Annotated in this window: 15 protein-coding genes; 7 read left to right on the plus strand and 8 right to left on the minus strand. The window is 71.0% G+C overall.

Features of this window, described 5'->3' with window-relative positions:
- The first annotated feature begins 190 nt into the window (after positions 1 to 190).
- Both E1B00_RS13850 and E1B00_RS13855 read left to right on the plus strand, forming a co-directional pair.
- Positions 191 to 646, plus strand: coding sequence for a DUF192 domain-containing protein (locus E1B00_RS13850; RefSeq protein ID WP_139449812.1), 456 nt, complete (start codon positions 191 to 193; stop codon positions 644 to 646).
- A 37-nt stretch (positions 647 to 683) separates the two neighbouring features.
- Positions 684 to 1,523 carry a SirB1 family protein gene (locus E1B00_RS13855; RefSeq protein ID WP_425456517.1) on the plus strand — a complete coding sequence of 280 codons (840 nt, stop codon included), beginning with the start codon at positions 684 to 686 and terminating at the stop codon, positions 1,521 to 1,523.
- Between the two features lie 6 nt (positions 1,524 to 1,529).
- Here the strand turns inward: E1B00_RS13855 and E1B00_RS13860 are convergent, their stop codons facing one another.
- Entirely contained in the window at positions 1,530 to 1,721 is a 192-nt protein-coding gene (locus E1B00_RS13860) for a rubredoxin (protein ID WP_139449814.1), read from the minus strand.
- A gap of 57 nt (positions 1,722 to 1,778) precedes the next feature.
- On the opposite strand from E1B00_RS13860, the gene thiE reads away from it, so the two are divergent.
- Genes thiE through E1B00_RS13880 form a run of 4 tightly spaced genes read left to right on the plus strand, consistent with a single transcriptional unit; the run spans position 1,779 to position 5,464 of the window.
- Positions 1,779 to 2,420 carry a thiamine phosphate synthase gene (gene thiE / locus E1B00_RS13865; protein WP_139449816.1) on the plus strand — a complete coding sequence of 214 codons (642 nt, stop codon included), beginning with the start codon at positions 1,779 to 1,781 and terminating at the stop codon, positions 2,418 to 2,420.
- Positions 2,421 to 2,433: 13 nt separating this feature from the next.
- Complete coding sequence (hemL, locus tag E1B00_RS13870; protein WP_139449817.1) at positions 2,434 to 3,723, plus strand: glutamate-1-semialdehyde 2,1-aminomutase; 1,290 nt, start codon at positions 2,434 to 2,436, stop codon at positions 3,721 to 3,723.
- The gene (locus E1B00_RS13875) at positions 3,723 to 4,340 is read left to right on the plus strand and encodes an HAD family hydrolase (RefSeq protein ID WP_139449819.1); all 618 of its coding nucleotides are present in this window, start codon (positions 3,723 to 3,725) and stop codon (positions 4,338 to 4,340) included. Before hemL ends, E1B00_RS13875 begins: the two co-directional genes overlap by 1 nt.
- Complete coding sequence (locus E1B00_RS13880; protein WP_139449821.1) at positions 4,337 to 5,464, plus strand: trans-sulfuration enzyme family protein; 1,128 nt, start codon at positions 4,337 to 4,339, stop codon at positions 5,462 to 5,464. Before E1B00_RS13875 ends, E1B00_RS13880 begins: the two co-directional genes overlap by 4 nt.
- 35 nt (positions 5,465 to 5,499) lie before the next feature.
- Here the strand turns inward: E1B00_RS13880 and E1B00_RS13885 are convergent, their stop codons facing one another.
- From E1B00_RS13885 to E1B00_RS13905, 5 genes are all read right to left on the minus strand, one after another.
- Positions 5,500 to 6,186: a hypothetical protein gene (locus tag E1B00_RS13885; RefSeq protein ID WP_139449823.1), complete on the minus strand. Its 687-nt coding sequence runs from the start codon at positions 6,184 to 6,186 to the stop codon at positions 5,500 to 5,502.
- Between the two features lie 69 nt (positions 6,187 to 6,255).
- Positions 6,256 to 7,338 carry a FecR domain-containing protein gene (locus E1B00_RS13890; protein ID WP_139449825.1) on the minus strand — a complete coding sequence of 361 codons (1,083 nt, stop codon included), beginning with the start codon at positions 7,336 to 7,338 and terminating at the stop codon, positions 6,256 to 6,258.
- Positions 7,335 to 7,871 carry an RNA polymerase sigma factor gene (locus tag E1B00_RS13895; protein ID WP_139449828.1) on the minus strand — a complete coding sequence of 179 codons (537 nt, stop codon included), beginning with the start codon at positions 7,869 to 7,871 and terminating at the stop codon, positions 7,335 to 7,337. The genes E1B00_RS13890 and E1B00_RS13895 overlap by 4 nt, the downstream gene beginning before the upstream one ends.
- Before the next feature lie 74 nt (positions 7,872 to 7,945).
- On the minus strand, positions 7,946 to 8,365 hold the full coding sequence (locus E1B00_RS13900) for a VOC family protein (RefSeq protein ID WP_139449830.1): 420 nt from the start codon (positions 8,363 to 8,365) through the stop codon (positions 7,946 to 7,948).
- A complete protein-coding gene (locus tag E1B00_RS13905) occupies positions 8,362 to 9,210 on the minus strand; it encodes an SDR family oxidoreductase (protein WP_139449832.1) in 849 nt (282 codons plus the stop codon). The genes E1B00_RS13900 and E1B00_RS13905 overlap by 4 nt, the downstream gene beginning before the upstream one ends.
- Positions 9,211 to 9,277: 67 nt before the next feature.
- On the opposite strand from E1B00_RS13905, the gene E1B00_RS13910 reads away from it, so the two are divergent.
- Positions 9,278 to 11,290 (plus strand): bifunctional DedA family/phosphatase PAP2 family protein, encoded by a 2,013-nt coding sequence (locus tag E1B00_RS13910; protein WP_139449834.1) that lies wholly within the window; start codon positions 9,278 to 9,280, stop codon positions 11,288 to 11,290.
- Here the strand turns inward: E1B00_RS13910 and E1B00_RS13915 are convergent.
- A complete protein-coding gene (locus E1B00_RS13915) occupies positions 11,287 to 11,877 on the minus strand; it encodes an LON peptidase substrate-binding domain-containing protein (protein WP_139449836.1) in 591 nt (196 codons plus the stop codon). The genes E1B00_RS13910 and E1B00_RS13915 overlap by 4 nt on opposite strands.
- A 7-nt stretch (positions 11,878 to 11,884) precedes the next feature.
- Complete coding sequence (gene mpl / locus E1B00_RS13920) at positions 11,885 to 13,243, minus strand: UDP-N-acetylmuramate:L-alanyl-gamma-D-glutamyl-meso-diaminopimelate ligase (RefSeq protein WP_139449838.1); 1,359 nt, start codon at positions 13,241 to 13,243, stop codon at positions 11,885 to 11,887.
- Between the last annotated feature and the right edge of the window lie 12 nt (positions 13,244 to 13,255).

Raw genomic sequence — 13,255 nt, forward strand, 5'->3', positions numbered from 1 at the left:
TATACGGCGCTTTCGAAGTTCGTCAACACCCTAAAACCGACTTTCTTCGAACCCCACCCCCGTCCAATCAACCCGGCCGGTGAAGGGCCGCGAAGAATAGCGACAGGAGAGGGATTTGGGAAGCCCCCGGTTCGCTTGACAGTGCCGACAGGCATCCCCGAGTGTCCGGAAAAGCCCTCTGGAGCCGCGAATGCGCCCCACCGTCTCGATATCCGCCCTGCTCCTGACCACCGCACTGGCCGGTTGCGCCAGCAGCCAGCCCTGGGTGGAGCTCAAAGGCCAGCGCTACACCGTCGAAGTCGCCGACACGCACGAGGAGCGCGCGCGCGGCCTGATGTTCCGCGACCGCCTCGACCGCGGCACCGGCATGCTGTTCGTGCACGACGTCGAGCAGCCTCTAGCCTACTGGATGAAGAACACGCGGATCCCGCTCGACATCCTGTACTTCGACCAGAACCGCAAACTGGTGTCGGTCAGCCGTGGCGTCCCGCCCTGTTCGCTCGGTGACCGCTGCCCGAACTACCCCAGCCGCGGCGCCGCGCTGTACGTGCTCGAACTCAACGCCGGCGCCGCGTCCGAGATCGACGTCCGCCCCGGCGATGAACTCCGCATCGGGCCCGGCATCGCCGAACGCGGAGCACCTTGATTCGAACACCGACGGGGACCACATCGCCATGATGACAATGACAAATCCCCTGCCCGACTGGAACGCGCTGGCCTCCCTGGGCGACGACGAGCTTCCGTTGCTCGACACGGCCCTGCTGATCGCGCGCGACGAATACCCCGACCTGGACGCCGCCGGCTACGCCGCACAGGTGGACACTTACGCCGACGCCCTGCGCCCTCAGTTGGACCGCGACCTGGACCTGCCGGCCCGCCTGACCGCGATCAACCGCTATCTGTTCGAGGAGGTCGGTTTCGCCGGCAACAACGTCCAGTACGACGATCCACGCAACAGCTACCTCAACGAGGTCGTCGACCGGAAGCTGGGCATTCCGATCTCGCTGGCAGTCATCCAGATCGAAGTGACGCGGCGCCTGGGGCTGCCGCTCGACGGCATCTCCTTCCCCGGTCATTTCCTGGTGCGGCTGCCGGTGGACGACGGCATCCTGGTACTCGACCCCTACAACAAGGGCCGCCCGGTCAGCGCCGAGGAGCTGCGCGAGCGCGCTTCGCCGCACATGGGCGGCCAGCCGCCGGACGACCAGCAGCTGCTGCAGATCCTGGCGCCAGCGACGCACCGCATGATCCTGATGCGGATGCTGCGAAACCTGAAGGGTCTTTACCTGGAGCGCGGCGACTGGGAGCGCGTGGCGCGCAGCGCTGACCGTCTGCTCAAACTTTTGCCGGACACCGCCGAGGCGCTGCGCGACCGTGGCCTCGCCTATCGCGAGCTGGGTTACACCAAGGGCGCGCGCGCGGACCTCGGCCGCTACCTGCAGCTGCTGCCGGAGGCCGATGACGTGGAGGCGATCCGATCGACCCTGATCGACCTCAGCGGCACGTCCTCGCGGGTGAACTAGGCCCGGTCAGCCGACCGGCACCATCTCGAAGTCGTCCTTGGTCACGCCGCAATCCGGGCAGACCCAGGTGTCGGGAATGTCTTCCCAGCGCGTGCCCGGGTCGATGCCCTCTTCGGGCAGACCGTCCGCCTCGTTGTAGATGAAGCCGCATACCACGCACATCCAGGTGCGGTAGGCGGTGGCGGTGTTCGTGCTCATTTCGGTCTCGGGGGTCGGGGACGGCTATCATTCTCGCATCTTGCCGGCCCTGCTGAAATGAAGCCCCAGCCCCACTGGCCGCGCCGCGGCCTGTACCTGATCACGCCCGACGAACCCGACACCGCCCGCCTGCTGGCCCGCGTGGCCGGTCCGCTGGCCGCGGGCGCGGCCCTGCTGCAGTACCGGAACAAGGGCGCCGATGCCGCCCTGCGGCGCGAACAGGCCGGGGCCCTGCTGCCGATCTGCCGGGCCGCCGGAGTTCCGCTGCTGATCAACGACGACTGGCGTCTGGCCGCGGACCTCGGTGCTGAGGGCGCCCATCTGGGTGAAGACGACGGTGAGATTGCCCACGCGCGCGCCGCCCTTGGTGCCGAGGCCCTCCTCGGCGCCTCCTGCTACAACGAGATCGCCCGCGCGGAAGCCGCGGCGACGGCCGGCGCGAGCTACCTGGCCTTCGGCGCCTTCTTCCCGTCGGGGACAAAGCCGCTGGCGCGGCGCGCCGACCCGGGCCTGCTGCGGGCGAGCGCCCATTTCGGCCTGCCGCGGGTGGCCATCGGCGGGATCACGCCGGACAATGGCGCCCTGCTCGTCGCGGCCGGCGCCGATCTGCTGGCCGTGATCGGCGGCGTGTTCGGCGCCCCCGACCCGACCGCCGCGGCCCGCGCCTATGGCCGCTGCTTCGAAACCCCATCTCCTTGAGCCTGCCTCCGCCATGAACACCGCCACCAGCCACGACCTCTTCACCCGCGCCCAGGCCCTGATGCCCGGCGGCGTCAATTCGCCCGTGCGCGCCTTCAAGTCGGTCGGCGGCGAGCCCTTCTTCGCCAAGCGCGCCGAAGGCGCCTACCTGATCGACGTCGACGGCAACCGCTACGTCGACTACATCGGCAGCTGGGGCCCGATGATCGCCGGCCACGCGCATCCGAAGGTGCTGGCCGCGGTGGCCGAGGTGATGAGCGACGGCCTGAGCTTCGGCGTACCCAATGCGCTCGAGGTGACGATGGCGGAAACACTGCGCCGCCTCGTGCCATCGATGGAGATGTCGCGGATGGTGAATTCCGGCACCGAAGCCACGCTGTCGGCGATCCGCCTGGCGCGCGGTGCCACCGGCCGCAGTCGCATCGTCAAGTTCGAAGGCTGCTACCACGGCCACGGCGACAGCTTCCTGGTGAAGGCCGGCAGCGGCGCGCTGACCTTCGGCCTGCCGAACTCGCCGGGCGTGCCCAAGGCGCTGGCCGACCTGACGCTGACGCTGCCGTACAACGATTTCGAGGCGGCGACGAAGCTGTTCGAGGACGTCGGCAGCGAGATCGCTGGGCTGATCGTCGAGCCCATCGTCGGCAACGCCAACTGCATCCTGCCGCGCGACGGCTATCTGCAGCACCTGCGCGCGCTGTGCACGAAACACGGCGCCCTGCTGATCTTCGACGAAGTGATGACCGGCTTCCGGGTGGCGCTCGGCGGCGCCCAGGCGCGTTACGGCATCACGCCCGACCTGAGCACCTTCGGCAAGATCATCGGCGGCGGCATGCCAGTGGGCGCCTACGGCGGCCGCGCCGAACTGATGCGCCAGATCGCGCCCAGCGGCCCGATCTACCAGGCCGGCACGCTCAGCGGCAATCCGGTGGCGATGGCCGCGGGCCTGGCCACGCTGGAACTGATCCAGGCACCGGGCTTCCACGACGCCCTGGAAGCGAACACGCACAAGCTCTGCGACGGCCTGGAACGGGCGGCGCGCGAAGCCGGCGTCGCCGTCACCACCACCCGCAGCTGCGCGATGTTCGGCCTGTATTTCACCGACCAGAAGGTCGAGACCTACGCCCAGGCCATCGCCAGCGACAGCGCCGCCTTCGGCCGCTTCTTCCACGCCATGCTCCGGCGCGGCGTGTACTTCGCGCCTTCCGCCTTCGAGGCGGGCTTCCTGTCCAGCGCCCACGGCGACGCCGAGATCGGCCACACCATCGAAGCCGCGCGCGAAGCCTTCCGCGAGATCCGCGGCTGATGGGTGCTCCGGCGCTCGTCCTGTTCGACCTGGACGGCGTGCTGGCGCACTACGACCACGGCCCACGCCTGCGCACGCTGGCCGAACGCTCCGGCGCTTCCTTCGAAGCCGTCGCCACCGAGCTGTTCGACTCGGGCCTGGAGCGCGCCGCCGACCTGGGCGACTACGACGCCGAAGGCCAGATGCAGGAGCTGTCGCGCCGGCTCGGCGTGCCGGTGTCGGTGCAGGACGGCATCGCCGCGCGCGCCGCCTCGATGCGCGCGGATGAAGCGGTGCTCGGTCTCGCGGGGGCGCTGCGCGCCGAAGTCGCGATCCTGACCAACAACGGCCTGCTGCTGCGCGACCACCTGCCCGAAATCTGCCCGCCCCTGTTCCCGCGCTTCGCCGACCGGGTGTTCTGCTCGGCGCAGTTCCGCCTGGCCAAGCCCGACCCCGAGATCTACCTCCGCTGCGTCGCCGCCTTGGGCTTCGCGCCGGAACAAACCCTGTTCATCGACGACAAGGCCGCAAACGCCGACGGCGCGCGCAGCGCCGGCCTCATGGCGTTCCACTTCCGCCACGCCGACGGCCTGCGCGCCGAACTGCTGGCCCTGAACCTGCTGGAGCCCGACGCATGACCCGCATCGAAACCCTGGCCGTGCACGCCGGCGCCGAACCCGACCGCGAGACCGGCGCGATCTCGCCGCCGATCCACCTGGCCACCACCTTCCAGCACGGCCCCGCCGGCGAACGGGTCGCGGGCTACGAATACCAGCGCGAGCACAACCCGACCCAGGCGCGCCTGGAAGAGACGCTGGCGGCCCTGGAGGTCGGCGCGGCCGCACTCGCCTTCGGCTCCGGCATGGCGGCCATGAACGGCCTGCTCGAATCGCTGCCGGCCGGCACGCACTTCCTCTATCCGCGCGACTGCTACACCGGCCTGCGCACCCTGGCGAACGAGTTCCTGCCCGAGCGCGGCATCACCGGCAGCGCCGTGGACATGGCCGACCTCGATGCCGTGCGCGCCGCGCTGCGCCCCGAGACGAAACTGATCTGGGCCGAAACGCCGTCCAATCCGCTGCTGGAAGTCGCCGATCTGGCCGCGCTGGCGGACATCGCCCATGGCCACGGCGCGCTGCTGGCCTGCGACAACACCTTCGCCACGCCGGTGCTGCAGCGCCCGCTGGCGCTCGGCGCCGACGTGGTGATGCATTCGACCACCAAGTATTTCGGCGGCCACAGCGACGTGATGGGCGGCGCCCTGGTGTTCGCGAAGGCCGACGACCTGCACGCGCGGGCGGCGCACCGCCGGCACGTGACCGGCGGCATCCTCGCGCCGTTCAGCGCCTGGCTGATCCTGCGCGGCTGCCGCTCGCTGCCGGCGCGCCTGGCCTGGCACTGCCGGAACGCGCGGGCGCTGGCCGAGATGCTGGCGGCGCATCCGGCGGTCGAGGCCGTGCACTACCCGGGCCTGGTCTCGCACCCCAACCACGCGGTTGCTGCGCGCCAGATGGCGGATTTCGGCGCCATGCTCAGCTTCCAGCTAAAGGGCGGGCGCGAGGCGGCGCTGCGCGTTGCCGGCGCGCTGCAGCTGGCGATCAACGCCACCTCGCTCGGTGGTCCGGAAACGCTGGTCGAACACCGCGCCTCGGTCGAGGGCCGGCACCCGCACAGCGCGCAGAACCTGCTGCGCGTGTCGGTGGGGCTGGAACACATCGACGACCTGCGCGCCGATTTTGCGCAGGCCCTGTCCCGCGCCTGAGCGGCGGCTGCAGGGCCGGCCGCCGCCGCAGTTTGTCAGCGCGGGATCAGGCCGATGTTGAGGGCGAGCAGCGCATCGCTTTCCGCGCCTGCGCGCGCATGGCGGGCGTGCATGGCCACGTCGGCGTCGCGCCCGTCGGCGGTCGCGACCAGGGCGGCGGCGAAACGCAGCCCCGCGTCGTCCGGCTGCATGGCTACGGCCTGCTGGATGCGCAGACTGCCGTCCGGCTGCGTCAGCAGCGCACGCAAGACGACGCGGTCCACTTCGCCGATGCCGGGCATGTCGTAGTCCTGCAGCCGGTCGATCTCCTGCAGGGTCTCCAGGAAATAGCCGGTGTCGAACAGGCCCAGCACCCGCGCCCCGGGTTCGTCCGCGGATTTCAGACGGCTTTCCAGACGCGCCGCCAGGTCGCGCAGCACGGCGCCGTCGCGGCTGGCGTAGATGGCGGCGCGCCGCAGGGTTTCCATGCGCGCGATGACCGGCGTGCCCGGCCCCAGCAAGGCTTCGGTGCGCTCGCCCAGCGCGGCCAGGTCGTAGTCGGCGCGCGCCTGGTTCCAGCCATCGCCGCCCCAGGGCAGCGTCGGCGCCTCTGCGGTTTCGAAGGGATGGCAAAGCAGGGGCGGCCCCGCCAGCACGGGCGACGAGAACAGCAGCGCCGACAGAAGCAGCCCGCGCCGCCAGGATGTTGAGGTTCCGAAATACATGTAAGTGCTCCCGGTCATGTGACCCGCGCTTCGCGCGCGGTGGCGGCGAGTTGCCGCGACCAGGAGACGTCGCCAGCGCGATGGGTGTTAGCGGCCCTCGTCGCGAAGCAGCGCAGCGGACTCGTCACCGCTGGAGAACGCGTCCGGCCACTGCAGCCACCAGCGCTTGATGCGCGGATAAGGCAGGGCGTTCCACCACGGCGACAGGGCGGCGGCGCCGCGCAGGCGCAGTTCGTCGCGGCTGACGCGCGCCTCGGCCGGCATGATCTCCACCATGCGGTCGTACACCGGGCCCGCGGCCAGCGGCGGGTGGAACTGCAGCAGATAAAGCAGGCTGATCGCATCCTGCGGCCGCGACGCCGCCACCACCGCCCGCACCGCGGCACCGTCGGGTTCGGCACGACGGCCCTGCGCATGCAGCTCGCGCAGTGCCCCGATGAAGGCCGGGCTGGCGCCCAGGTCGTAGGGAATGCCCGGCTCGCCACGTGCACCGAACTCCACCCGCGCCCCCTCGGGCACCAACACCTCACGCCAGGCGTTTTCGACTTGCACCCAGCCGCTGCGCACGGTCAGCGCGCCGCTGCCGTCCCCGTTCGCCTGCAGCACGAACTCGCAGCCCAGGTCGAACACGTCTCCGGCCGGCGTCGACACCCCGAAGGCGCCGGGGGGCGCCCATATCCGCGCCCACAGGCGTCCGCGCTGGAGCCGGGTGCGATGGCGCCCGTCGCCGGTTTCCACCAGCGCGAACTGCGAGCCTTCTCCCAGAATCAACTCGCCGATGCGCGCCACCCGCAGCCGTGCGCTGGCGCCAGCGCCGGTCTCCAGCACATCGCCCGGCGCGAGCGCCGCGTCGGCAGCCACCGGTTCGCCGGCCATCGTCACGGCACCTTCGGTCGCCGTGATGCGCCATGGCTGCGCGGCCGGCCACTGCAGGCGGTAGGCGTACCAGGCCTGCAGGCCCAAGGCCAAGGTCGCGAGCACGGCGGCGGCGGCGAAAGCGACGCGCCAGGACCGGTGACGCGCCGGGCGTGGCCGCGGTGCGCCCAGCCCTGGCCGGGCGCTCGGCCGCCAGGCCTGCGGCGCCAGCAGCCGTTCGAGTTCGGCGATGCCGGCATCGGCCGGGCCGCTGCGGTCCCAGAGATAGTCGTCGCGTTCCGATCCGCTGTTCATGTCCCCTGCCTCCGCTGGCCCTGCGCCAGCACGTCGCGCAGCTGCGCCATGCCGCGATGGAGATTCACCCGCACGCTGCCGGGCGTCAGGCCCGTGCGTTCGGCGATTTCAGGCCCGGTCAGCCCTTCGACCAGGCGCAGCACCAGGGTCTCCCGGTAGGCCTCGGGCAGCGCGCGGATCGCACGCAGCGAACGCTCTGCCTCGAAACGATCCTCCACGCTGCCCGGGTCGCTGGCCGGCTCGGTGTCCACGCCGGTCAGCGGCGCCGGACGCCGCTTCGCGTCGAGCGCCGCACGGCGCGCGATGCGGACGATCCAGCCCGGAAAAGCCGCGTCCTCGCGAAGCTCGTGCAGCCGCTGAAGCGCGGTCTCGAACACGTCCTGGGTCAGGTCGTCGGCATCGGCATGCTGCACGTACGACAGCAGCACCCCGTGCACCACCGGCGCGAAATGACGGTAAAGCCGGTCCATCGCGCCGGCATCGCCGGCACGTGCTGCCCTCACCATCGCGGTGGTGCCCGAAATCCCGTCCATTGCACCCCGGTGTCCGTCTCCTGGAACCGGACGTTACCGCAGGGCCGGGTGTTAACCGCCCGCCCGGGCCGCGGTCACCAGCTTCCGGTATTGGGCATCGAAAGCCATGGCTCCCGCGGCGGCAGCGCCTCACCCTGCTGCAGCAGCTCGATCGAGATCGCGTCGGGCGAACGCACGAAGGCCATGCGGCCGTCGCGCGGCGGGCGGTTGATCACCACGCCGTTCGCCTGCAGCCGCTCGCAGGTGGCGTAGATGTCGTCCACGGCGAAAGCCAGGTGGCCGAAGTTGCGGGCAGAGCCGTAGTCTTCGTCGTCATAGTTGAAGGTCAGCTCGACTTCGGCCTCGGGATTCGCGGGCGCGGCCAGGTACACAAGGGTGAAGCGCCCCTGCGGCACGTCCTTGCGGCGCGTCTCCACCAGGCCCAGCGCGTCGCGGAAGAAGCGCAACGACGCTTCGAGGTCGCGCACGCGCACCATCGCATGCAGGTATCTCATCGGCGCAGGCCCGCATCGAGTTCCGGATCGTCCAGGAACAGGTCCGGCATCAGCGGCTGCGACGGGTCGACGGCGTACGGCGCGAAATCGCTGACGCCGTGTGCGCGCAGCACGGTTTCGTCGATCAGGAATCGGCCGGAGAACCCCCGCGCCGGCGTGGTCAGCACCGCGTGCGCGGCGTCGGCCATGATCGCGGGCGTGCGGCACTTCGCCGGCTCGGTGCCCGGGATCATCTTCAGCGCGTCGGTGGCGATCACCGTGCGCGGCCAGAGCGCGTTCACCGCCACGCCCTGCGGCCCGAATTCGGCGGCCAGGCCCAGCGTGACGAAGCTCATGCCCATCTTGGCCAGGGTGTAGCCGGTGTGCGGGCCCCACCACTTCGGGTCCAGGTTCGGCGGCGGGGCCAGGGTCAGGATGTGCGGATTGGCCGCCTTGAGCAGGTGCGGCAGGCAGGCCTGGGCGCAGAGGAAGCTGCCGCGGCTGTTGACCTGCAGCATCAGGTCGAAACGTTTCATCGGCGTCTGCAGCGCGCCCTGCAGCCAGATCGCGCTGGCGTTGTTGACCAGGATGTCGATGCCGCCGAAGCGCTCGACCGTGGCCGCCACCGCCGCCTGCACCTGGTCCTCCTCGCGGATGTCGCACTGCAGGGCCAGGCCCTGGCCCCCGGCCGCGGTCACCTCGGCGGCGGCGCTGTGGATGGTCCCGGGCAGCTTCGGGTTGGGCACGCCGGACTTGGCCGCGATGGCCACGTTGGCGCCGTCGCGGGCCGCACGCAGGGCGATGGCCAGGCCGATGCCGCGCGAGGCGCCGGTGATGAAGAGGGTCTTGCCGCGAAGGTCGGCCATGAAGGGCTCCTGTACTTTGGTCGGAGTGTAAACCGGGTGCCGCGCTGTCGAGCCTATAATCCCGGCCATGGATTCCGCCCGGCTGGACGCACTCGTCACCTGGATCGGCCAGCACCCGATCGCCGCGGGCCTGGTCATCTTCCTGATCGCCTTCGGCGACGCGCTGGTGATCGTCGGCGTGGCCATCCCGGCGGTACCGCTGCTGTTCGCGGTCGGCACGATGGTGGGCCTGGGCCACGTGGACGGCCTGTACGCCCTGGTCTGTGCCAGCCTCGGCGCCTTCTTCGGCGACGGCATCAGCTTCTGGGTCGGCCACCGCTACGGTGCCCAGCTGCGCCAGCGCTGGCCCTTCTACAAGCATCCCCAGTGGCTCGAGCGCGGCGAGATCACCTTCCGCCGGCACGGCATGAAGTCGATCGTGATGGCGCGCTACATCGGCGCCATCCGCCCGTTCGTGCCGGCCATCGCCGGCATGCTGAAGATGCGCCTGCGCCAGTACGTTCCGGCCAGCGGCCTGGCGGCGGTGATCTGGTCGGCGACCTTCCTGGCACCGGGTTGGGTGTTTGGCACCTCGCTGGAGCTGGTGGCGGCGGTGGCGGGACGGCTGGCGGTGGTGCTGGCGGTGGTGCTGGCCCTGGTGGCGCTGATCTGGGCGACGGTGTTCTACACCTGGCGCTGGCTCGGCGCCCACACCACCGAGATGATCGAACGCGCCCTGGCCTGGTCGCATCGACACCCCGTGCTGGGCAAGTACTCCGAAGCCCTGATCGACCCGAACCGGCCCGAATCGGCCTCGCTGCTGCTGCTGGGCGTGGTGCTGCTGGCGGCTGGCTGGGGCTTCTTCACGATCCTGATCTCGGTGGGCGGCGGCAGCGCGCCGTCCCAGCTCGACCTGGCGGTGCACCAGGCCATGTTCGGCCTGAGGAACCCCTTGGCCGACACCGCCATGGCCTTCCTGGCGACGCTGGGCGACGTCGCGGTGCTGACGCCGGCCGTGCTCGGCGTGTTCGCCTGGCTGTGGTGGCGCAAGCGCCACGCCGCGGCCTGGCACTGGCTGGCGGCACCGGCCTTCGCCCTGGTGCTGACCTGGTTCCTGGGCTACCTGCTCGACATGCCCAAGCCGCCGGCCTCGACCGCGGTGCTCGGTTTCAGCTTCCCGTCGGCGACGGTGACGATGGCGACGGTGGTCTACGGCTTCTTCGCCGTGCTGATCGCCCGCGAACTCCCGGGCCGCCGCCGCGTCTGGCCCTACGTGGTCGCGGCGCTGGCGGTCACCCTGCTCGGCTTCGCTCGCCTGTACCTGGGCGCGCACTGGCTCAGCGACGTGCTGGCCGGCATCCTGCTAGGCCTGCTCTGGATCGCGGCCCTGGGCATCGCCTACCGGCGCCGCGTGGTGCGTTCGTTCTGGGTGCGCCCAACCGCCACCATCTTCTTCGTCGCCATCATCGGCATGGCGGTCTGGCACGGCAGCCGCAGCGCCGACGAAACCCTGGTGCGCTTCGACCCGCCGCTGGTGCGTGCGCCGCTTTCGGCCGACGCCTGGTGGCAGCAGGACTGGCAGCAGGGCCTGCCGGCGCGCCGCAACGAGCTGCACGGCGGCGACGCCTGGCCGCTGAACGTGCAGCTCGCCGGTCCGCTGGACGGCGTGCGCGCACGCCTGCTGCTGTCGGGCTGGGAAAACTACCGCACCGGCGGCTGGCACGGCCTGCTGCAGACGCTCGACAAGGGCGCCACGCCCGAGACCCTGCCGGTGCTGCCGGCAACCCACCAGGGCCGCTCCGAAGCGCTGGTGATGGTGCGCGCCGGCGCCACGCCCGGGCGCATGACCGTGCTGAGGCTGTGGGCGGCGCCGGTCAAGCTCGAGCCCGGCGACGAGCCGCTCTGGATCGGCACCGTGCAGGAACTGCAGTTCACCCGCCGCCTCGATTTCTTCAGCTTCTGGCAGGCGCAACCGGACGAGGACGCGCTGCTCGACGGCCTGCGCGCCGACCTGCACGGGATGGAAACGGCGCTCGGCCCGCGCGACGACGACGGCCAGCGCGTGCTGCGCCTGCGCACCGCCGCACCCGGCGGCGGCTAGTCGGGCTGGAAGTCCGGCAGCCGGTCGACGAGCTGCTGCAGCCTTTCGTGCGGATCGTCCAGCTGCAGCAGCCACTGCCGCTCCGACGGCGACAGCGGCAGCCATTCCGCGAGCCGCCAACCGACGAAACCGGCCTCGGCCAGCCGCCCCTTGCCGACACCGTCGTGTTCGACGCCGGCCTTGTCGAGGATGCGCGCCAGCAGCACGCCGAGCAGGGCATGTTCGGCGCGCACGGGTTCGACCGCGGTCTCGGGCAGCCAGCGCACGTCGGCGATGATCAGCCCGTCTGCGCGCACGCGCGTGCGCTCGACGTGGAAACGCCGGCGGCCTTCGACGGTGATGCCGAGCAGGCCGTCGTCGGTCATCGCGAAATCGACGATCGCCGCTTCGGTGCCGTGCGCGGCCGGGATGGCCGGGGCGCCAGCTTCGTGGCCCTCGAGGATCAGGCAGATACCGAAGCCTTCGCCGCTGCGGCCGCAGCGTTTGACCAGCTCGAGATAACGCGGCTCGAAGATGCGCAGGCCCAGGCTGCCGCCCGGAAACAGCACCGACGACAGCGGGAACAACGGCAGCTCGCTCAGGGCCACGCCGGGCTCAGCCGCCCAGTTCGGCCAGGAAGCGCCGCGGCGCGCCCTCGAAGCCGCCGTTGGACATGAACACCACGTGGTCGCCGCGGCCGGCGCGCGCCTTCAGCGCCGCAATCAGCGCGTCCACCGACGGCACCGCCTCGCCGTCGCCGCGCAGCGCACCGACCACCTTGCCCGCGTCCCAGGCCAGCTCGGGCCGGTGCAGGAAAACCACCGCGTCGGCGCCGTCGAGCGAGGGCGCGATCTGGTCGGCGTGCGCGCCCAGCCGCATCGAATTGCTGCGCGGCTCCATCGCCACCACGATGCGCGCAGCGCCGACGCGGGCGCGCAGGCCTTCGAGCGTGGTGCGGATCGCGGTTGGGTGGTGGGCGAAATCGTCGTACACGGTGACGCCGCGCGCCTCGCCCAGCTTCTCCAGCCGGCGCTTGACGCTGACGAAGTCCGCGAGCGCCGGAATCGCCTTCGCCAGGTCCGCGCCAACCGCATTCGCGGCGGCGATCGCCGCCAAGCCGTTCATCACGTTGTGGCGACCGACCAAAGGCCAACGCACCACACCGACGAGCGTGCCGCGGTGGTGGACTTCGAACGCCGTGCCGTCGGCCGCCAGCAACTTCGCCGTCCAGTCGAAATCCCCGTCCAGACCGAACCGCTCCACCGGCGTCCAGCAGCCCATCGCCAGCACCTCCGCCAGGGCCGTCTCCTCGCCGTTGACGATCAGCCGGCCGCGGCCCGGCACGATGCGCACCAGGTGGTGGAACTGGCGCTGGATTGCCGCCAGGTCCGGGAAGATGTCGGCGTGGTCGTATTCGAGGTTGTTGAGGATCGCGACCGTCGGCCGGTAGTGCACGAACTTGCTGCGCTTGTCGAAGAACGCGGTGTCGTATTCGTCGGCCTCGACCACGAACTCGCGGCCGCTGCCGATGCGCGCGGACACGCCGAAGTTTTCCGGCACGCCGCCGACCAGGAAGCCCGGGTCGTGGCCGGCCGCGTCCAGCAGGAAGGCCAGGATCGAGGTCGTGGTGGTCTTGCCGTGGGTGCCCGCCACCGCCAGCGTCTCGCGGCCGGGCAGCACGTGTTCGCTCAGCCACTGCGCGCCGGAGGTGTAGGCCAGGCCGCGGTCGAGCACGTGTTCGACCGCGGCATTGCCGCGCGAGAGCGCGTTGCCGACGACCACGACGTCGGTGTCGGCGGCGATGTGGGCGGGCGAATAGCCGGCATTGAGGCCGATGCCCAGCTGCTCGAGCTGGGTGGACATGGGCGGATAGACGTTCTGGTCGGAACCGTCGACCGCGTGGCCGAGTTCGCGCGCCAGGGCGGCCACACCGCCCATGAAGGTGCCGCAGATGCCGAGGATGTGCAGTTTCATGGCGCTCAGGAT

It is taken from the genome of Arenimonas terrae, from assembly GCF_006265115.1.
GTDB classification, from domain to species: domain Bacteria; phylum Pseudomonadota; class Gammaproteobacteria; order Xanthomonadales; family Xanthomonadaceae; genus Arenimonas; species Arenimonas terrae.